Raw genomic sequence first — 19,967 nt, 5'->3', positions numbered from 1 at the left:
CGCCTTCTCTGCTCGATATAATCGGGTCGGATAACCCGTATTCGGACGATATGGGTGTACTGACCCGCTTGGCCAGGTCCAGGAACGGAAGGCCGTAACGAAATGTCTGCTTCGCTGTCCACTCCGGTGCCGTCGGTGGTCGCCGCGCGGGCCGATGCCCGCCGCAATCGCGCGCTGGTGCTGGCGGCCGCGCAACGCGCATTCGCCGAACACGGCACCTCGGTCTCGCTGGCCGAGGTCGCCCGCAGGGCCGGGGTTGGCGCGGGCACCGTCTATCGGCATTTCCCCACGAAAACCGATCTGCTGGAAGCGGTTATGCAGCAGCGTGTCGACCGGCTCGCGACACTGGCCGCCGAATATCTCGATGCGCCGGATCCGGGTGCCGCATTCTTCGCGGTCTGCACCGAGGTGGTCATCTCAGCCCCGGGCAGCCAGGCGCTCTGCGATGTCGTTCAGTCCGATGACGGTTGGCCGAAGGCGCTGCTACGCGGCGCGGGCGACCGCTTTCATCACGCGCTAGGCGCACTGTTGACGGCGGCACAGCGCCGAGGTGCGGTCCGCGCTGATCTCGAAATCGCTGATGTGCTGGACATTTTCACCGGATGCGTCGCGATTCAACGACGTCAGGGCCCCGGTGGACCGTTGCTTCGGGCTGTCGCGATCATGCTCGATGCCATGCGTGCGAATCCCGGAATCCGCGCCGTAACGAAACCCGATTCCGAAGCCAAGTCCAGTAACGAAACTGGCCCTCGTAACGAAACCTGTCCGATCTGCGGCACCGAGATCCACCCCACCGGCACCGGCCGTCCGGCCCGATACTGCTCGGCGGCCTGCCGTCAGAAGGCGCACCGCCAACGAGCCACCCGCGCGGCGCGGGCCGAGGCGGGCGCGCTGCGATAACACGACAGAATGTTCGGCGACCGTCTGCCCTGAAACGCTCCGGGCATCGACGGTCGGCAAAGGGCGGGGGGCTAGAGCAGATCGCTTACATCGTCCGGCACGTCGACGGCGTATTTGCGCAAGATGTCCATGGAGATCACTTCCAGGGCGTTTTCATGGGTGGCCGCCAGCACCACGGGCGCGGCGACACCGTCCTCGTGGGCGTGCAACCAGCGCACGGCCACCACACACCAGCGGTCGCCCGGCTGCAGGCCCGGGAAGTTGTTCTCCGGGCGCGGCGTACTCAGATCGTTGCCGATGGACGCCTGGTGTTCGAGAAATTCAGCCGTGACGACGGTGCACACGGTATGGCTGCCCAGATCCTCCGGCCCGGTACTGCAGCAGCCGTCCCGGTAGAAGCCGGTGAGAGGATCGGCGCCGCACTCTTCCAGCGGCCCCCCAAGCACGTTTCGATCGGTCACGTCGCCGATACTATTGTCACTTCGCGAGAAGTTCCGCAGGACAAGAAATCTCGGGGGTTGTGTGTCGGGTCCTGGACGCTGTGGTAAGGCGGCGCACCTGGTTCTGCAAGGATGGTCGGCGTGAGCTCCGAAGCCTGGATCCTGATTGCCGCTGTCGCCGCCCTGCTGGTGGTGGCGTTCGTCGCCGGATTCGTCCTGTACAAGCGCCGTCGCGTCACGCTGACGCCACCTGCCGCCGAGAAAGAACTGACCGACCGGTCCGGTGGATACGCGGCCTCCGGTGGCTTCAACTTCAGTCAGGGCGGCACGGCCACCGCGACACGCCCGGAGCCCGCGCCGATCGAGCGGACCGACACGGAGGGGCAACCCCATGTCGGCGACGACGCGGCGATTCCGCGTGACGCACCGAAACGTGGCATTACCAATGTGCCGCTGCCCGAGGGCGATGTCGAAACCGCGGAATCCGCACCGGCCGAAACCGACGGCGCGGGCACCACGGCCGAATCCGCCACGGCCACGGTCGATTCGGATACTGCGGTCGAATCCGACGAGGCGACCGCCGAACCCGGAACGGCCCCGCCCACCAGCACCGATGCCACCGCGCCCTCGGACATAACCGCGCCTGCGGACACCGCCGCGCCGACTGACACCGCCGCGCCGACTGACACCGCCGCGCCGACTGACACCGCCACGCCTGCGGACACCGCCGCGCCCGCGAGCACCACCCCGCCCGCAGCCACCGCACCAGCGCCTGCCCCGGACAAGAACTCCGTAGAAACCGCCCGCGAACCCACCGCCGCCGACGCGGCCACCACCCCTGCCCTCGAGGAGATCGAGCCGACCGCGGGCCGCATGGTCCGCCTGCGCGGCCGCCTGTCCCGCTCCCAGAATGCCGTCGGCAAGAGCCTGCTCGGCCTGCTCGGCGGCGGTGACCTCGACGACGATTCCTGGGAAGAGGTAGAGGACACCCTGGTCCTGGCAGATCTCGGCACCGCGAGCACCACCGCGGTGGTGGATCGCCTGCGCGAGGAGATGGCCGCGCGCAGCGTCCGCAACACCGAACAGGCCCGCGCCGTGCTGCGCGAGGTGCTGATCGAGGCGCTACGCCCCGAACTCGACCGGTCGGTGCGCGCGCTCCCGCACGACGATCATCCGTCGATCCTGCTGGTCGTCGGCGTCAACGGCACCGGCAAGACCACCACGACCGGCAAACTCGCCCGGGTGCTCGTCGCCGACGGCCGCCGGGTCCTGCTCGGCGCCGCGGATACCTTCCGCGCCGCCGCTGCCGATCAACTGCAGACCTGGGGTGAGCGGGTCGGTGCCCATACCGTCCGTGGCAAGGAGGGCGCGGATCCGGCCGCGGTCGCCTTCGACGCGGTCAGCGCGGGCATCGAGGGCGGCGTCGATGTCGTCATGATCGATACCGCGGGCCGGCTGCACACCAAGACCGGTTTGATGGACGAACTGGGCAAGGTCAAGCGCGTCGTGGAGAAGAAGGCAGCGGTCGACGAGGTCCTGCTGGTCCTGGATGCCACCGTCGGACAGAACGGTCTCATGCAGGCGCGCGTCTTCGCGGATGTGGTCGATATCACCGGCGTCGTGCTCACCAAACTGGACGGAACAGCCAAGGGCGGCATCGTCTTTCAGGTGCAGCACGAACTCGGCGTTCCGGTGAAACTGGTCGGCCTCGGTGAGGGCGCCGACGATCTGGCTCCTTTCGAGCCCGGCGCCTTCGTGGACGCGTTGCTCGGCTAGTTCCGCGCCAGCGAATCCTTCTCCTCGGAAACAGCTGTCGGTTTGCTCCGACACGGACCGCACACCGGCGACGAAGCGACTGTGTACACCAGGAAACGTGGTAGCAACACAACTGCCCCACGCGTTCACTTAGGTGAAACACAGCATCATCACGGATGAAACACCGAATGGCGACCCTTCTGTGCAGGTCCAATTGCCGGAGTCGGCTGGGCCCGAGATGAGGAGGACATTAAGGTGGCTTTTCCCCTTACCGGTGCACCGGACACCGGTGACACCGCCTGGATGCTGGCCAGTTCAGCGCTCGTGTTGTTGATGACGCCCGGCCTGGCGTTTTTCTACGGCGGCATGGTCCGCTCCAAGAACGTGCTCAACATGATCATGATGAGCATCAGTGCCATGGGGCTGGTCGGCGTGCTGTGGTCGCTATACGGATACTCGACCGCATTCGGTGACAACAAGTTCGGCGTGATCGGCGATCCAGCGCAGTTCTTCGGTCTCAAGGGTCTGATCGGCGGCAATTCGGTTGCCGAGGTCAAGGACGCGAGCGGCGCTGTCACCACTGCCGCGGTGAACATCCCGCTCGCTGGCACAATTCCCGCGACCGTGTTCGTCGCGTTCCAGTTGATGTTCGCGATCATCACGGTTGCCCTCATCTCGGGTGCGGTCGCCGACCGCTTGAAGTTCGGCTCCTGGCTGCTGTTCGCCGGCATCTGGGCGACGGTCGTCTACTTCCCGATCGCGCACTGGGTCTTCGACTTCGACGTCAAGGACGCCGACGGCAATGTCGTGCACGAAGGCGGCTGGATCGCGAACAAACTGCTCGCGGTCGACTTCGCCGGTGGTACCGCGGTCCATATCAATGCCGGTGCGGCGGGCCTGGCCCTGGTGCTGGTGCTCGGCAAGCGCAAGGGCTGGCCGAAGACCCCGTTCCGTCCGCACAACCTGCCGTTCGTGATGCTCGGCGCCGGTCTGCTGTGGTTCGGCTGGTTCGGCTTCAACGCCGGTTCCGCGGTTTCCTCGGGTGGTCTGGCCGGTTCGACCTTCATCACCACCACCCTCGCGACCTGTGCCGCGATGCTGGCCTGGCTGCTGGTGGAGAAGGTCCGCGACGGCAAGCCCACCTCGCTGGGCGCGGCCTCGGGTGTGGTGGCCGGTCTGGTCGCGATCACCCCGTCGTGTTCCTCGGTCAACGTGGTCGGCGCCCTGGTGATCGGCTTCGTGGCCGGTGCGGTCTGTGCGCTCGCGGTCGGCCTGAAGTTCAAGTTCGGCTTCGACGACTCGCTCGACGTGGTCGGCGTGCACCTCGTCGGCGGCATCATCGGCACCCTGATGGTCGGCTTGGTCGCCGCGCCGGAGGCGGGCGCGGGCAAGACCGGCCTGTTCTACGGCGGCGGTTTCGACCAGCTGTGGCGTCAGGCCGTCGGCGCCGGTGCGGTACTTGCGTTCTCCTTCATCGCGAGCCTGATCATTGCCTATATCGTGAAGTTCACCATTGGGCTGCGCGCCAGCGAGGAAGCCGAGTCGGTGGGCATGGACGAGTCCGAGCACGCTGAAACGGCATACGATTTCGCTGCTGTGGGTGGCACGGCACGTACCGCCGTCAAGGAGGCATGACGACATGAAACTGATCACCGCAATCGTCAAACCGTTCACTCTCGAGGACGTCAAATCCGGGCTCGAGCAGGCTGGTGTGCTGGGCATGACCGTCAGCGAGGTGCAGGGCTACGGTCGTCAGAAGGGGCACACCGAGGTCTACCGCGGCGCCGAGTACTCGGTGGATTTCGTTCCGAAGGTTCGGGTCGAGGTTGTCGTGGACGATGCGTCGGTCGACCGGGTCGTCGATGTGATCGTCGAGGCCTCCCGCACCGGCAAGATCGGTGACGGCAAGGTCTGGGTGACGCCGGTGGAAGCGATCATCCGGGTGCGTACGGGCGAACGCGGTACCGACGCTCTGTAAACGGAAATCGAAATCGAGCGGCGGCCCCGCTCCCACCGGATAGCCCGGTCGGGGCGGGGCCGTACGCATTTGGATGGACGGTGGTTTGTGGGTAGTCACGAGCAAGACGGCAGACAGGTAACCGAGAATGTCTCCAACGGCGCGACCGACCTGGTCCGGGCACGCAACCAATTGCTCGAGGGCGGACTGCCCCGCAATCCGCGTCTGGACGCGGAATCCCTGCGTTCGGCGCTGGTCGATCTGTTCGAACTGTGGCTGACCACTAAGGGCACCGAACTCGGCATCGGCCGCGACAGCGGTCTGGCCGTGGTCGCCGTCGGCGGACTCGGACGCAGGGAGATGCTGCCGTATTCCGATCTGGATCTGGTGTTGCTGCACGATGACGTCGATCCAGCGCGAGTGGCCGAGGTGGCCGACCAGCTCTGGTATCCGCTGTGGGACGCGCATATCAAGCTCGACCACAGCGTGCGCACCGTGCCGCAGGCATTGCGCGTGGCCTCCGACGATCTCATCGCGGCCCTCGGCATGCTCGAGGCCAGGCACATCGTCGGCGATATCGAGTTGAGCAATCTGCTGATCGGCGGCGTGCGCCGGGAGTGGCGGACCGGAATCCGTTCGCGCTTCGACGAATTGATCGAACAGGCCGAGACCAGATGGGAGCGCAGCGGTGCGATCGCCCATCGTGCCGAACCCGATCTGAAGAACGGGCGCGGCGGACTGCGCGATATCCAACTGCTCGACGCGCTGGCCATCGCCCAGCTGACCGATGCGATGCCGGGTCTCGGGCCGGACGTGCCGGGCGGTGGGGTGAAGCACGCGCGGCGCCGTTTGCTGGATGTTCGCACGGAGCTGCATCGGGTGGCGGGCCGGGCGCGTGATCAGCTGCGCGCCCAGGATGCCGACGAGATCGGCGCGGCCTTGCGCATCGGTGACCGTTTCGATCTCGCTCGCACACTGAGCGATTCGGCGCGGACGGTCAGCTACTCGGTCGATGTCGGCCTGCGCACCGCCGCCAATGCGCTACCGCGGCGTGGCCTTGCGCGGCTGCGTCGGATGCCGGTTCGCCGACCACTCGATGAGGGGGTTGTCGAACACGTGGGGGAGGTCGTGTTGGCGCGGGATGCGCGGCCGCAGCGCGATCCCGGACTGATCCTGCGAGTGGCCGCAGCGTCGGCGCAGACCGGGCTGCCGATGTCCGCGACCACCCTGAACCGGCTTTCCGAGGATGCGCCGGAGCTGCGCGAACCCTGGCCCAAGGACGCGGTCAACGACCTGTTGATCCTGCTCGGCGCGGGTCGCGGCGTCATCGATGCGGTCGAGGCACTGGACCGAACGGGCTTGTGGGGCAGGCTGCTTCCCGAATGGGGCGTGGTGCGCGACCTGCCGCCGCGCGATGCGCTGCACACCTGGACCGTGGACCGGCACCTGATGGAGACGGTCGCGTATGCGAGCGCGTTGAGCACCCGCGTCGCCCGTCCCGACCTGCTGATGCTCGGTGCGCTGCTGCACGATATCGGCAAGGGGCGCGCCGGTGACCACAGCATTGTCGGCGCCGAACTGGCCACCCATATCGGTCGGCGTCTGGGCCTGTGGCCATCGGACGTGCGCACACTCAGCGCCATCGTGCGCCACCACCTGTTATTGCCGGACACCGCGACTCGCCGCGATCTGGCCGACCCCGACACCGTGCAACTCGTCGTCGATGCCCTCGGCGGCGACGTGCAACTGCTCGAACTGCTGCACACCCTGGCCGAGGCCGATTCGCTGGCCACCGGCCCCGGCGTGTGGGGTGATTGGAAGGCTTCGCTGATCGGGGAACTCGTGCGGCGCTGCCGCCTGGTCATGGCGGGTGATCAGCTGCCGGAGCCGGAGCCGATCGCACCGGAACTGCTGGCCAAGGCCGCGGCGGGTGGCGTGCACGTGGATCTGCGGCCCGGCGAGGGCAAGTACACCTACACGGTCACCGTGATCGCGCCGGATACGCCGGGCCTGCTCTCGGACGCCGCCGGGGTGTTGGCCCTGCATTCGCTGCGGGTGCACTCGGCAACTGTCGGCAGCGAAGGTAGCTCGGCCATCAATACTTTCGTGGTCTCCCCGAAGTTCGGCGATCCGCCGGACGGCGGACTGCTGCGACAGGAGCTGATCCGGGCGACCGCGGGCGATCTGGATCTGTCCGCGGTGCTGGCGAAGCGGGAGCGCGAGGCCACCGGTACTCGCCCGAGCCCGTACGCGCAGGCACAGCCCCGGGTGATCTGGTCGGCGGCGTCGACCCCCGGCCAGGTGGTCCTCGAATTGCGCGCCGAGGACCGGATCGGCCTGCTCAGCCGTCTGGCCGCGGCGTTTGCCGAATGCGGTGCCGATGTGCGCTGGGCGAAGGTGGTGACCATGGGTTCCGCGGTGGTCGACGCCTTCAGTCTCGACCTCGGCGTCGATATTCCGGAGCGTCGCGAAACCGTCGAAAAGGCGGTTCTGGCCGTGGTCCCGCGGCCCGCCCCGAAGCCTCCGGAGGGAGTCGGACCACCCGGTACGAGTTCGAACTCCTGACCGGGGTGATTGACATTTGCACAGGATTTGCTGAAAGCGTATGCAGCGGGCCTGGCGCCCCCTACGATCAGAGCGTCTGGCTATCGCGAGCATGAGGGGAGCAGGTCGGTGGCAATTGAAGTCGTTTCGGCGTCGATGATGACGAGTGACGAGACCACGCATATGGCGCGCTGCGTCGGCGGTGATCGGTGGGTGGTCTCCTGGCTGCCCGGCCGGACACTGACCGGTCAGCAGGCTGTGACCGCTATGACGATTGCCACCACCGTTGCCACCCACGATGTGCCGACAGGCGCGGACTGGGCCATGCTCGACGACCTGGCCCTCGAGCTCGGTCTCACCGGTCGGGAGGCGGTTTTCATGGTCGCTCTGGAGAACCACGACTACCGCAAAACCGCCAGACCGCGCCGCCGCGCGATGGAATAACTCCACGAAGCGAGCACCGCTTGCGCGAACAGGTGGGCAGTCCCATTACCCTGGGATACCAAGTGACGTCCCACGAGATCAGGAGCGCGATCGGTGTTCGAATCCCTGTCCGACCGGCTTACCGGTGCCCTCAAGGATCTTCGCGGTAAGGGGCGTCTGTCACCGGCCGACATCGACGCCACCTGTCGCGAGATCCGCCTCGCCCTGCTCGAAGCCGACGTCGCGCTGCCCGTGGTGCGCGGTTTCATCGCCAAGATCAAGGAGCGGGCCAAGGGCGCGGAGGTCTCCGCCGCCCTCAATCCGGCCCAACAGGTCGTCAAGATCGTCAACGAGGAACTCATCGGAATCCTCGGCGGCGAAACCCGCAGGCTGACCCTCGCCAAGAATCCGCCGACGGTGATCATGCTCGCCGGTCTGCAAGGTTCCGGTAAGACCACCCTGGCGGGCAAGCTCGCGAAATGGCTCAAGGGTCAGGGGCATCAGCCGCTGCTGGTGGCCTGTGACCTGCAGCGCCCCGGCGCGGTCACCCAGCTCCAGGTGGTCGGTGAGCGCGCGGGTGCGCCCGTCTTCGCGCCGCATCCCGGCACCTCCATCGGCGGCGGCGAAAACCCGCTGGGCATTTCGGCGGCCGATCCGGTCGCGGTGGCCGAGGCCGGTGTCGCGGAGGCGCGGAGCAAGCAGTACGACGTGGTCATCGTCGACACCGCCGGTCGCCTCGGTATCGATGCCGAGCTGATGGCGCAGGCCGCCGGCATCCGCGATGCGGTGAAGCCCGACGAGACGCTGTTCGTGCTCGACGCGATGATCGGTCAGGACGCCGTCAATACCGCGGAGTCCTTCCGCGACGGCGTGGGCTTCACCGGTGTCGTACTCACCAAGCTCGACGGTGACGCCCGCGGTGGTGCCGCGCTGTCGGTCCGCAATGTGACCGGTGCGCCGATCATGTTCGCCTCCACCGGTGAGAAGCTCGAGGACTTCGATGTCTTCCACCCGGACCGGATGGCCTCGCGCATCCTCGGCATGGGTGACGTGCTGAGCCTGATCGAGCAGGCCGAACAGGTCTACGACCAGCAGCAGGCCGAGGAAGCCGCCCGCAAGATCGGCAGCGGCGAGATGACGCTCGAGGACTTCCTCGATCAGATGCTCGCGATCCGCAAGATGGGCCCCATCGGCAACCTGCTCGGCATGCTGCCCGGTGCGGGCCAGATGAAGGATGTGCTGGCCCAGGTCGACGATAAGCAGCTCGACCGGGTGCAGGCGATCATCCGCGGTATGACCCCGGCCGAACGCGCGAACCCGAAGATCATCAACGCATCTCGCCGCCTGCGCATCGCCAACGGTTCCGGCGTGCAGGTCTCCGAGGTCAACCAACTCGTCGACCGCTTCTTCGAGGCCAAGAAGATGATGGCCATGATGGGTCGCCAGATGGGCCTGCCCGGTTCGCGACGGGCCAACGCGAAGAAGGGCAAGAAGGGTAAGAAAGGTGGCCGCGGGCCGACGCCGCCGAAGGTGCGCGGTGGGTTCCCCGGCATGCCCGGAATGCCCGCCGGTATGCCGGATCTGTCCGGCATGCCCGCCGGGTTGGACCAGCTGCCGCCCGGCCTCGAAGGTTTCGACCTGTCCAAGCTGAACTTCCCCAAGAAGTAGGCGGCTCCGCCTTCCACAACGCCGGTGCGGCGCAAGGTAACGGCCGGCCCGCCATGCTCGGCTGACGAAGGTCGGCTGGGAGCTGCTGCCGCATGCGGGCGGGGTGACCGTCAAAGGGGTGGGCAGTAGGTTGGGTGCCGAGGACGGTCGAGGAGGTTGGTGTGCATCTGCGGGGTGTGGTTCTCCCTGATGACGAGGTGCGTGACCTGTGGGTGCGGGACGGGCTGGTGTCGTTCGAGCCCGTCGCGGGGGCCGAAACACTGTGCGGCACAGGGTGGATCGTGCCCGGACTCGTCGATGCGCACTGTCACGTCGGGATCCGGTACGGCGGCGGCCACGAGGATCGCGACGGCGCCATCGCCCAGGCCGAGACCGAGCGGGACGCGGGTGCGCTGCTGCTGCGCGATGCGGGGTCACCGATCGATACGCGTTTCATCGATGAGCACGAGGAACTGCCGCGGATCATTCGCGCGGGCCGCCATATCGCCCGACCGCGGCGGTATATCCGGGAACTCGGCATCGAACTCGACGACGAGCGCGATCTGCCGGAGATCGTCGCCGAACAGGCTCGGTTCGGCGACGGCTGGGTGAAGATCGTCGGCGACTGGATCGACCGGTCGGCGGGCGATCTGCGGCCGCTGTGGAGTGACTCGATCCTGAAGGAGGCGATCGACGCCGCGCACGCCAACGGCGCGCGGGTGACGGCACACGTCTTCGGCGAGGACGCGCTGCCCGGCCTGATCAACGCGGGCATCGACTGCCTCGAACACGGAACCGGCCTCACCGACGACACCATCGAGTTGATGGTCGAACACGGCACCACGCTGGTCCCGACGCTGATCAATATCGATACTTTCCCCGAAATCGCCGACAGCGCAGGCAAATTCCCCATCTACGCCGCACATATGCGCGATCTGCACGCGCGAGTCCGGCGCACCGTCGCCAATGCGCATGATGCGGGCGTTCCGATCTTCGCGGGCACCGATGCGGGTGGCTCCATCCGCCACGGCCGCATTGCCGACGAAATCGCCGCCCTGTCCGGGGCGGGCCTGTCGAACCACGACGCACTCGGCGCTGCCTCCTGGAACGCCCGCACCTGGCTCGGCCGACCGGGCATCGAGGCCGGTGCGCCAGCGGATTTCGTTGTCTACCAGGAGGATCCGCGCATCAACCCGGCCGCGCTCACCGAGCCCAAGTACGTCATCCTGCGTGGCCGCCTCGTCAAAACCCACAATCCGGTGACCGGCCACCGCTGACCCACCGCATGGCGCACGGGCTCTAGCTTGTGCGAGGTCGTCAGTCGGTGTGCGACAGAATCCCAGGTCGGCGGGTTGATGCGGCCAAGATCGGGAAGGTGGGGCAGGGCGCGCGTAGGGTCGGGTCATGACCATTCGCCTCGGTTATCAGATGCCCAACTTCAGTTATGGCCAGCCCGTCAGCGAACTCTTTCCGACCGTGGTGGCGCAGGCCAGGGAGGCCGAAGCCGCCGGTTTCGACACGGTCTTCGTCATGGATCACTTCTACCAGCTGCCCGGTCTCGGCGAGCCGAGCGAGCCGATGCTCGAGGCCTACACCGCACTGTCCGGAATTGCCGCGTCCACCGAACGAATTCAGTTGTCGGCGTTGGTAACCGGCAACACTTACCGCAATCCCGCCCTGCTCGCCAAGACCGTCACCACCATGGATCTGGTGAGCGGCGGACGGGCGGTACTCGGCATCGGCGCCGGCTGGTTCGAGCTCGAACACCAGTCCTACGGCTTCGAATTCGGCACCTTCACCGAACGATTCCAGCGGCTCGACGAGGCGCTGCGGATCATCACCCCGATGCTGCGCGGTGAACACTCGACCTTCGACGGCAAGTGGTACCACACCGAGAACGCCATGAACGAGCCGCGGTTACGCAATGACCTGCCCATTCTGCTCGGTGGCGGCGGCGAGAAGAAGACCTTCGCGCTGGCCGCCCGCTTCGCCGACCACATCAACATCATCTGCAACGCCTCCGAACTGCCCCGCAAGATCGAGGCACTGCACCAGCGCTGTGCCGAAATCGACCGCGACCCGGAGACACTGGAGATCAGCTACCTCTGTTTCCTGATGATCGATGAGGACGGCGACCGCGCACGCAAACAACAGCACGATCTTCTGCGCGGCATCGGCGTCGACCTGTCCGCAATCTCGGAGGACGAGCGCAAGCAAACCATCGCCGACCGCCAATTCGTCGGCAGCCCAGCCGAAGTCGCCGAGCAACTGCAAACCAGGGTGCTCGACCAGGGTGTGCAGGGTCTCATCGTCAACATGGTGACGAACGGCCACGAACCGGGCGCCGTGGATCTTGCCGGACGCACCCTCGCCCCCCTGGTCCGCTGAGCCGTATCGACCTGAGCGCCCATTCGTTGGCCGAGTAGTGGGCGCTCAGCCCTGAATCAGCTGTGCCGCATCGTTTGGTCGATGCTGTGACATCACCAGCGGTGACAGTGGCCAGGTTACGATGGAAACTCGAGTTTGCATGCCAGACAAAATCGCATGGTGATGCTCGCAGGCGACGAAGATCGGACGGGACATGACGATGAGCGCCGAGGTTGCGATGTTCCATCCCTTGGGGCCAACGACTGTGGAAGACTGGCTGGCCGAAGAGCAGCCGTCCGATGGATCTCGACTCGAACTCATCCTGGGGTACCTCTACATGACGCCAGCGCCCGGCGGTCCGCATCAGTATGCGTCGTTGGAGTTGGCGATTCTGTTGCGCGACGCGCTGCGGGCCGCGGGACGGAGCGATTTGAATGTACTGCCGGCGGTAGCTGTGCGGATCAGCACGGCTTTCCGTACCGGGGTCATTCCCGATATCGCTGTAGTGAATGTCGACATCAACCACGCCAGCTTCGCGCCCGAGGACCTTGTGCTGGCCGTCGAGGTGTGGTCTCCGGGCAATAGCCGCGAGGAGCGCGACACAAAGATCGCCGGATACGCGGCAGCGCGTGTCCCGTACCTGTGGGTCGTCGAGTTGCCCGACGACAAGCCAGCACGTTTCTGGGGCTATCGGCTCGGTGAGAGTGGATACCGTCAGGAGGTATACGTAGCGGCGGGCGAGACGGTCGTGGCTCCGGGACCTGTTCCGATCTCGGTCAACACGGCGGATCTACGCTGAGGCGCTGCTGACACCGCGATTTCAGGAGCGGGGACCGGTCTGGCAGAATGGACCACCGTCCTTCCTGGACAAGTGTCAGCCCGTCTCCGGTTACGTACCGCGCGGCGGTCACACACTCCAAGCGCAAAACCGGGCTCGCAGACCGTGCGGGTCGCTGAATTGCGCCGTGACCAACCACTGAAAGGCAGATCAGCACATGGCTGTTCGCATCAAGCTCACCCGTCTCGGCAAGATCCGCAACCCGCAGTACCGCGTGGTCATCGCCGACGCTCGCACCCGTCGTGACGGCCGCGCCATCGAGAACGTCGGCAAGTACCACCCGAAGGAAGAGCCCTCGCTGATCGAGATCAACTCCGAGCGGGTGCAGTACTGGCTGGGCGTCGGCGCGCAGCCGACCGAGGCCGTGCAGCGCCTGCTGGAGATCACCGGCGACTGGCAGAAGTTCAAGGGCCTGCCGGGCGCCGAGGGCACCCTGAAGGTGAAGCCCGCGAAGCCGTCCAAGCTGGACCTGTTCAACGCCGCGCTGGCTGCCGCCGACAACGAGCCGGTCGCCGAGGCCGTCACCCCCAAGAAGAAGGCCGCCAAGAAGGACGAGGCCGCCGAGACCGAGGCTGCCGAGTAACCGTGAGCGAGCGAACCATGGGCACAGCGCCAACAGCGATCATGACGGAGCCGAGCGCTAGCGAGGCGCAGTCATGAGCGCCGTCGTCGCCGATGCCGTGGAACACCTGGTTCGCGGCATTGTCGCCAATCCGGATGACGTCCGGGTCGAGCTGATCACCGGCCGCCGCGGGCGCACCGTCGAGGTGCACGTCAACCCTGATGACCTGGGCAAGGTGATCGGTCGCGGTGGTCGTACCGCGACCGCGCTGCGCACCCTCGTCGCCGGGATCGGCGGTCGGGGCATCCGGGTCGACGTGGTCGATACCGACGCTTAAATGGAACTCGTCGTAGGCCGGGTCGCCAAATCGCACGGTGTGCGTGGCGAGCTGGTCGTCGAGGTACGCACCGACGACCCCGAGGCGCGTTTCGCACCCGGTGTGCGACTGCGCGGGCGGGCGCGATCCGAGGAAGTTCGTGAATTCACCGTGGAGTCGGCCCGAGAGCATTCGGGCCGGCTTCTGGTGCAACTCGTCGGGATCTCCGACCGCACCGCCGCCGATGCGCTGCGCGGCACGCTGTTCATCGTGGACAGTGCCGAGCTGCCGCCGTCGCAGGATCCGGACGAGTTCTACGACCACGAGTTGGAGGGACTGACCGTCCAGCTCACCGACGGCACTGTTGTCGGCAAGCTCACCGAGGTGCTGCATTCGGCTGCGGGAGAACTGCTTTCGGTGCGCGCCGCCGACGACGGCAGGGAGATCTTGATCCCGTTCGTGACCGCGATCGTGCCGACGGTGTCGCTGGCCGATCAACTGGTCGTCATCGATCCGCCCGAGGGTCTGCTCGATCCGGAGTAGCGGATCGCCGATCCACCGGAAACTTAAGGGACTACATGAAACTCGATGTCGTCACGATTTTTCCGGAGTATCTGGAGCCGCTGCGAACCGCGTTGCTGGGCAAGGCCATCGAAAAGGGCCTGATCTCCCTCGACGTGCACGATCTGCGTCGCTGGACGCACGACGTGCACAAGTCCGTCGACGATTCGCCCTACGGCGGTGGGCCGGGCATGGTCATGAAGCCGACCGTCTGGGGCGAGGCCCTCGACGAGGTATGCCCCGACGAGGCTCTGCTCGTGGTGCCGACCCCCGCGGGAGTGCCCTTCACTCAAGCCACCGCGCAACGCTGGGCGAGCGAGAAGCACCTCGTATTCGCCTGCGGCCGTTACGAAGGCATCGATCAACGCGTCTTCGACGATGCCGCCCGCCGGGTTCGTGTCGAAGAGGTCAGCATCGGCGATTACGTTCTGATCGGTGGCGAAGCCGCAGTCCTCGTGATGGCCGAGGCCGTAGTCCGCCTACTCCCTGGCGTTCTCGGCAATCAGCAGTCCCACCAAGAGGATTCGTTCTCCGACGGACTGCTCGAGGGACCCAGCTATACGCGCCCCGTCTCCTGGCGCGGCCTCGAAGTGCCGCCGATTCTGCTGTCCGGCGATCACGCCAAGGTCGCCGCGTGGCGACGCGAACAGTCCCTGGCCCGGACCCGCGAACGGCGTCCGGATCTGCTCGACGATTGAAACTACAGACTCGACGCCCTATCGAATGTATCGTTGATTAACGGCACGTTAATCAACGGTGAACAATGGTAGGTGGCTATGGTGACAGTGGCTCGCTTCGGGACAGTGCGTCGGGCGGTGGTCTCGACTCTGATCGGTGGCGCGATGATCGTCTTATCGGACCTAGCCGCGCCCGAACTGGTCGAAGTCAGAGTCGCCGCTGACCGGGACACCCATGAGCCCGATGCTGGCCGTAGCCGCAACAGCGCAGGTCAGCGCGGCCGCAGCAGTAACCACGGGCAATACAAAGGCCGGAACGAGCGCCCTTGCCAGTACACCCCCGAAGGCGTCTGCACCGGCGGCCGCTGACGAGGTTCGGTCATTGTGCCGCGCACGCATTCGCACGCAGCGCATGGGATCGTCCGAGATTTTGTGCGCGGCGTGCGAATGCGTGCGCGGGAGTTCGTTGGTCAGGGGAGTAGACCGAAGCGCCGAGCGGTGACAACGGCCTCGTGGCGAGAGTGTGCGTCGAGTTTGGTCATCGCGTTGCGCAGATAACTCTTGACCGTTTCCGGGCCGAGCGAAAGGCGTAGGGCAGCTTCGTGATTGGTGCAGCCGAGCGCGATCTGGGACAGCACGTCGAGTTCTCGCCGGGACAGGCGCGGGGCGTGCGCGGGTGGGTCGCCGACCAGGACTCGGGTGAGGCGTTCACACACCGAGTGCAGGCGTTCGCGTAGGCGTTCGTCCTCCGCCGAGCGCGCCGCGCCGCGGAGTTCGGCATTGATCTCGCGGAGTTCCTCGGCAACGGCGGGTGCGGTCTCGGGCGCGGGAGTCGTCATTTCCAGCAGGCGCAGGCGGCGGTCCACCTCGTCGCGGATGGTGATTTCGGTGGCCAGGCGTCGGCTGGCCGCGACGACCAGATCAGCGGTGCGGTCGCCGAGCGGTGTGCCGCCGCGGTTGGCGGCGTAGAGCACCGCGCGGGAGCGATCGTCGACCACGACGGGCACCGCGAGCACCGAGCGGATGCGTTCGCCGGAGACCGGACCGTCGTAGTGATGGGTGATCTCGGACGCATTGCGGTAGTCGGCGACCGAGGCGGGCCTGCACATATCAATCACCCGGCCGCCCAGCCCCGAGGTCCGCAGCACGGTCAGTCCGCGCAGGCCATTGGTGACGGTGCCGACGAATTCGGTGAGCAGCAGCGCATCATCGTGCACCTCGCCGCCGAAAACCACCGGCACGCCCGCCTTGTTCGCCACCCAGCGGATCTCGGCGCGCAGCGCATCGCCGTCGCGCGGCCGCAGCAGTGCGGTGGTGTGGGTCAAAAGACTCACCCCTTTTCGGGGGTAGTGCCGAACGTGATGTGACCCACATCCTATTGGAGACGAGGTGGCCTGGATCACCGATGAGGAGAGGCGAGATGACCGCGGACCTGAACGCGCGCGTGCGCGAGCTACTGGAGACCTACGACGGACCCGACGTCAGCGCAGCGGATCTGCTGTGCGACCGGCACCCCGCCGACCGCATCGCGTTCACCATCGTCGACCCCGACCTGACCTCGACCGACCTCACCTACGGCGAGCTGCGCGAGCGCTCCCAGCGCTTTGCCGTCGCCCTCGCAGACCTCGGCGTCGAACCCGGTGACCGGGTCGCCACCCTGATGTCGAAATCCGCCGACCTGGTGGTCGCGCTGCTGGGTATCTGGCGTCGCGGCGCGGTGCACGTCCCGCTCTTCACCGCATTCGCACCACCCGCCATCGCCTTCCGGCTCGAGGCGAGCGGCACGACGATCGTCATCGCCGACGCGGATCAGGCGACAAAGTTGGTGCCGGGCGACGACATCCCGGCCGATCCGCCCTGGCGCGTCATCATTGCCGGGAACGGCCGGGCAGTCGCCGACAGTCACGCGGCCGATGCGGCCACTGCGCAGGGCGGTGGCGATGCGCGAGCGACCGGAGATGTCACCGAACGCGTGCATGACTCGGCCAGCCGACAGGGGCCGGACAATCCGACAATCGCTGGGTCCATCGGGGCACAGGATCCGACGGTCGCAGCGCCCGCGGCTGAGGCGCCGCTGCGGTTTGCGGATCTGCTCGCCGCGTACTCGGCCGACGACCCGCGCGCGGCCGCGGTGCCGGTCGGCGGGGATGGGCTGCTGGTGCAGCTGTTCACCAGCGGCACGACGGGCACGCCGAAGGGCGTGCCGATTCCGGTGCGTGCACTCGCGGCATTCCATGCGTACCAAGAGTTTTCGCTTGACGTGCGCGCCGACGACGTCTACTGGAATGCGGCGGATCCGGGTTGGGCGTACGGACTATACTGGGCGATTCTGAGCCCGCTGGCCTCCGGCATCCGCAGCCTGCTGCTGCATGCCGCCTTCTCCGCGCCACTGACCTGGCAGGTGCTCGACCGGTTCGACGTCACCAACTTCACCGCCGCGCCGACGGTCTACCGTGCGTTGCGTGCCGATAGTGCCGCTGCCCCAACGGATCTCCGGTTGCGGCGGGCCTCGTCCGCAGGTGAGCCGCTGACCCCGGATGTGGTGACGTGGTCGGTCGAGACACTCGGCGTCGCGGTGCGCGACCACTACGGGCAGACCGAGCACGGCATGCTCATCTGCAATTCCTGGCACGACGCGCTCCGGGTGGACGCACCCGCGGGCTCGATGGGCCGGACGATGCCGGGTTGGCATTGCGCGGTGCTCGCAGACGACGCCGATGTCGAGGCTCCGGTGGGCGAACTGGGCCGAGTCGCCATCGATACCCGACGCAGTCCGCTGCTGTGGTTCCTCGGCTACCTCGACGCCCCGGAACGCACCGCGCAGCGCTATACCGCCGACGGCCGCTGGTATCTGACCGGGGATGCCGGATCCCAGGATGCGGACGGATTCTTCCACTTCTCGGCCCGCGACGACGATGTGATCATCATGGCCGGCTACCGCATCGGCCCGTTCGAGGTCGAGAGCGTGCTGGTGCTGGATGAGCGGGTTGTCGAGGCCGCGGTGGTCGGCATGCCCGACGAATTGCGCGGTGAGGTGCTCGAGGCATTCGTGGTGCTGCGCAACGGTTTCGAAGGGAATGCCGAACTCGAGACCGAATTGCAGACCCTGGTGAAACGGAAGTTCGCCGCGCACGCGTATCCACGCAAGGTGCATTTCGTGGACGCCCTGCCCAAGACGCCCAGCGGCAAGGTGCAGCGGTTCATCCTGCGGCAGCAGGGGGTTCGGTGATGTCCGCACTGGCGAGTTACACATCCGGGACCGCGGAAACCCCGTTGCTCGGCGACACCATCGGCGATGACTTCGACCGCATGGCCGCCGCCTATGCGGACCGAGAAGCCCTGGTGGACTGTCCATCCGGTCGTCGCTGGACCTATCGCGAACTCGCGGCCGCGATCGACGCAGTGGCCACCGGATTGGCCGAACGCGGTATCGCCAAGGGCGACCGGGTCGGCATCTGGGCCCCGAACTGCGCGGAATGGTTCCTCACGCAATACGCGACCGCGAGAATCGGTGCGATCCTGGTCAATATCAATCCGGCCTACCGCACCAGCGAACTGGAATATGTGCTGCGCCAAGCCGGTGTGCGCATGCTGATCGCCGCGCCGGAATTCAAGACCTCGGACTACGTTGCCATGATTGAGCAGGTCCGGCCGAATTGTCCTGGCCTGGAACAGGTCCTGGTACTCGGCACTCCCGAATGGGATGCGGTGGCGCAGTCCGATATCGACGCCGAACGACTCGTGAAGATCGCCGCGACCTTGTCCATGGACGACCCGATCAATATCCAGTACACCTCCGGCACAACGGGTTTCCCCAAAGGGGCAACGTTGAGCCACCACAACATCCTCAACAACGGCTACTTCGTCGGCGAACTCTGCGGCTATACCGAACAGGATCGGATCTGCGTGCCGGTGCCTTTCTACCACTGCTTCGGCATGGTGATGGGGAACCTGGCAAGCACCAGTCACGGTGCGGCCGTGGTGATTCCGGCACCCGCGTTCGACCCGGTCGCGACCCTGGATGCCGTCGCCGTAGAGCGGTGCACCTCGCTCTACGGCGTACCGACGATGTTCATCGCCGTACTCGCGGAACTGGATTCTGGCAAACACGTCGACCTGTCCAGCCTGCGCACCGGCATCATGGCCGGATCACCCTGCCCGGTCGAGGTGATGAAGCGGGTGATCGATCGCATGGGCATGAGCGAGGTGTGCATCTGCTACGGCATGACCGAAACCTCCCCGGTATCGACCCAGACCCGTCGCGACGACGGCATCGACCGCCGCACCGCGACCGTCGGCCGGGTCGGCCCACACCTGGAGGTCAAAATCGTCGACCCCGCAACAGGTTTGACCGTGCCGCGCGGCGAACCCGGCGAGCTGTGCACCCGTGGCTATTCGGTCATGCTCGGCTACTGGTCCGAACCCGAGAAGACCGCCGAGGCTATCGATGCCGCCCGCTGGATGCACACCGGCGATATCGGTGTCATGGACGACGACGGGTATCTCGCGATCACCGGCCGGATCAAGGACATGGTGATCCGCGGCGGCGAGAACATCTACCCACGCGAGATCGAGGAATTCCTCTACACCCACCCGGATATCCTCGATGCCCAGGTGATCGGCGTCCCCGACCCGAAATACGGCGAGGAACTGATGGCCTGGATCCGAATGAAGGACGGCACAACACCATTGGACGCCGACGCGATCCGCGCCTTCTGCACCGGCAAGCTCGCGCATTTCAAGATCCCGCGCTACGTGCACATCGTCGAAGAGTTCCCGATGACGGTCACGGGGAAAATACGCAAGGCTGAAATGCGTGAGCTGGCTGTGGAACTGCTCGCACCTTCGGACCGCGACGACTGATTTCGTAACCACATGGGTAACTCGCCGGGACGTCCAGAATTCCGCCAGCCGATCGACGCCGGTCCGCGACGGAAGTCCTCGAGCACCTCACGACCGGCAAGGCCAGGGGAGGCGGGG

Annotated in this window: 18 protein-coding genes; 16 read left to right on the top strand and 2 right to left on the bottom strand. The window is 66.4% G+C overall.

What is annotated here, in order from left to right; translation table 11 throughout:
• Positions 1–102 precede the first annotated feature (102 nt).
• The gene (locus ACFYOW_RS17865; RefSeq protein WP_387289141.1) at positions 103–900 is read left to right on the top strand and encodes a TetR family transcriptional regulator; all 798 of its coding nucleotides are present in this window, start codon (positions 103–105) and stop codon (positions 898–900) included.
• 71 nt (positions 901–971) lie between these two features.
• Here ACFYOW_RS17865 and ACFYOW_RS17860 read toward each other — a convergent pair whose 3' ends face one another.
• Entirely contained in the window at positions 972–1,361 is a 390-nt protein-coding gene (locus ACFYOW_RS17860; RefSeq protein WP_014987060.1) for a DUF2237 family protein, read from the bottom strand.
• 120 nt (positions 1,362–1,481) lie between these two features.
• Here ACFYOW_RS17860 and ftsY point away from each other — a divergent pair, with 120 nt between their 5' ends.
• The 13 genes from ftsY to trmD all read left to right on the top strand — a co-directional run bounded on the left by ftsY (position 1,482) and on the right by trmD (position 15,008).
• The gene (gene ftsY, locus ACFYOW_RS17855; protein WP_387289139.1) at positions 1,482–3,116 is read left to right on the top strand and encodes a signal recognition particle-docking protein FtsY; all 1,635 of its coding nucleotides are present in this window, start codon (positions 1,482–1,484) and stop codon (positions 3,114–3,116) included.
• Positions 3,117–3,350: 234 nt separating this feature from the next.
• Positions 3,351–4,730: an ammonium transporter gene (locus ACFYOW_RS17850; RefSeq protein WP_387289137.1), complete on the top strand. Its 1,380-nt coding sequence runs from the start codon at positions 3,351–3,353 to the stop codon at positions 4,728–4,730.
• A gap of 4 nt (positions 4,731–4,734) precedes the next feature.
• Positions 4,735–5,073: a P-II family nitrogen regulator gene (locus ACFYOW_RS17845; protein WP_387289135.1), complete on the top strand. Its 339-nt coding sequence runs from the start codon at positions 4,735–4,737 to the stop codon at positions 5,071–5,073.
• A gap of 87 nt (positions 5,074–5,160) precedes the next feature.
• On the top strand, positions 5,161–7,617 hold the full coding sequence (locus ACFYOW_RS17840) for a [protein-PII] uridylyltransferase (RefSeq protein ID WP_387289132.1): 2,457 nt from the start codon (positions 5,161–5,163) through the stop codon (positions 7,615–7,617).
• 108 nt (positions 7,618–7,725) lie between these two features.
• Positions 7,726–8,040, top strand: coding sequence for a hypothetical protein (locus tag ACFYOW_RS17835; RefSeq protein WP_387289130.1), 315 nt, complete (start codon positions 7,726–7,728; stop codon positions 8,038–8,040).
• A gap of 93 nt (positions 8,041–8,133) precedes the next feature.
• Positions 8,134–9,687: a signal recognition particle protein gene (gene ffh / locus ACFYOW_RS17830; RefSeq protein ID WP_387289128.1), complete on the top strand. Its 1,554-nt coding sequence runs from the start codon at positions 8,134–8,136 to the stop codon at positions 9,685–9,687.
• Between the two features lie 161 nt (positions 9,688–9,848).
• Positions 9,849–10,943 (top strand): amidohydrolase family protein, encoded by a 1,095-nt coding sequence (locus ACFYOW_RS17825; protein ID WP_387289127.1) that lies wholly within the window; start codon positions 9,849–9,851, stop codon positions 10,941–10,943.
• 127 nt (positions 10,944–11,070) lie between these two features.
• Positions 11,071–12,054, top strand: coding sequence for an LLM class F420-dependent oxidoreductase (locus ACFYOW_RS17820; protein WP_387289125.1), 984 nt, complete (start codon positions 11,071–11,073; stop codon positions 12,052–12,054).
• Positions 12,055–12,253: 199 nt separating this feature from the next.
• Entirely contained in the window at positions 12,254–12,832 is a 579-nt protein-coding gene (locus tag ACFYOW_RS17815) for a Uma2 family endonuclease (protein WP_387289123.1), read from the top strand.
• Positions 12,833–13,028: 196 nt separating this feature from the next.
• Complete coding sequence (gene rpsP / locus ACFYOW_RS17810; protein ID WP_063045795.1) at positions 13,029–13,454, top strand: 30S ribosomal protein S16; 426 nt, start codon at positions 13,029–13,031, stop codon at positions 13,452–13,454.
• Positions 13,455–13,527: 73 nt separating this feature from the next.
• Positions 13,528–13,770, top strand: a complete 243-nt coding sequence (locus ACFYOW_RS17805) for an RNA-binding protein (protein WP_040693288.1) — start codon at positions 13,528–13,530, stop codon at positions 13,768–13,770.
• A complete protein-coding gene (gene rimM / locus ACFYOW_RS17800) occupies positions 13,771–14,292 on the top strand; it encodes a ribosome maturation factor RimM (RefSeq protein WP_387289121.1) in 522 nt (173 codons plus the stop codon). It begins immediately after the preceding gene.
• Between the two features lie 35 nt (positions 14,293–14,327).
• Positions 14,328–15,008 (top strand): tRNA (guanosine(37)-N1)-methyltransferase TrmD, encoded by a 681-nt coding sequence (gene trmD, locus ACFYOW_RS17795; RefSeq protein WP_387289119.1) that lies wholly within the window; start codon positions 14,328–14,330, stop codon positions 15,006–15,008.
• 449 nt (positions 15,009–15,457) lie between these two features.
• Here trmD and ACFYOW_RS17790 read toward each other — a convergent pair whose 3' ends face one another.
• Positions 15,458–16,312 carry a LuxR C-terminal-related transcriptional regulator gene (locus ACFYOW_RS17790; RefSeq protein WP_387289117.1) on the bottom strand — a complete coding sequence of 285 codons (855 nt, stop codon included), beginning with the start codon at positions 16,310–16,312 and terminating at the stop codon, positions 15,458–15,460.
• A 95-nt stretch (positions 16,313–16,407) separates the two neighbouring features.
• Here ACFYOW_RS17790 and ACFYOW_RS17785 point away from each other — a divergent pair, with 95 nt between their 5' ends.
• On the top strand, positions 16,408–18,216 hold the full coding sequence (locus ACFYOW_RS17785) for an AMP-binding protein (RefSeq protein ID WP_387289114.1): 1,809 nt from the start codon (positions 16,408–16,410) through the stop codon (positions 18,214–18,216).
• A complete protein-coding gene (locus ACFYOW_RS17780) occupies positions 18,216–19,850 on the top strand; it encodes an AMP-binding protein (RefSeq protein WP_387289112.1) in 1,635 nt (544 codons plus the stop codon). Before ACFYOW_RS17785 ends, ACFYOW_RS17780 begins: the two co-directional genes overlap by 1 nt.
• Positions 19,851–19,967 lie beyond the last annotated feature (117 nt).

The organism is Nocardia sp. NPDC006982, from assembly GCF_042869435.1.
Taxonomy (GTDB): domain Bacteria; phylum Actinomycetota; class Actinomycetes; order Mycobacteriales; family Mycobacteriaceae; genus Nocardia.
The sequence above is the reverse complement of the archived record's forward strand: the minus strand, read 5'-3'. Positions and strand labels throughout refer to the sequence as shown.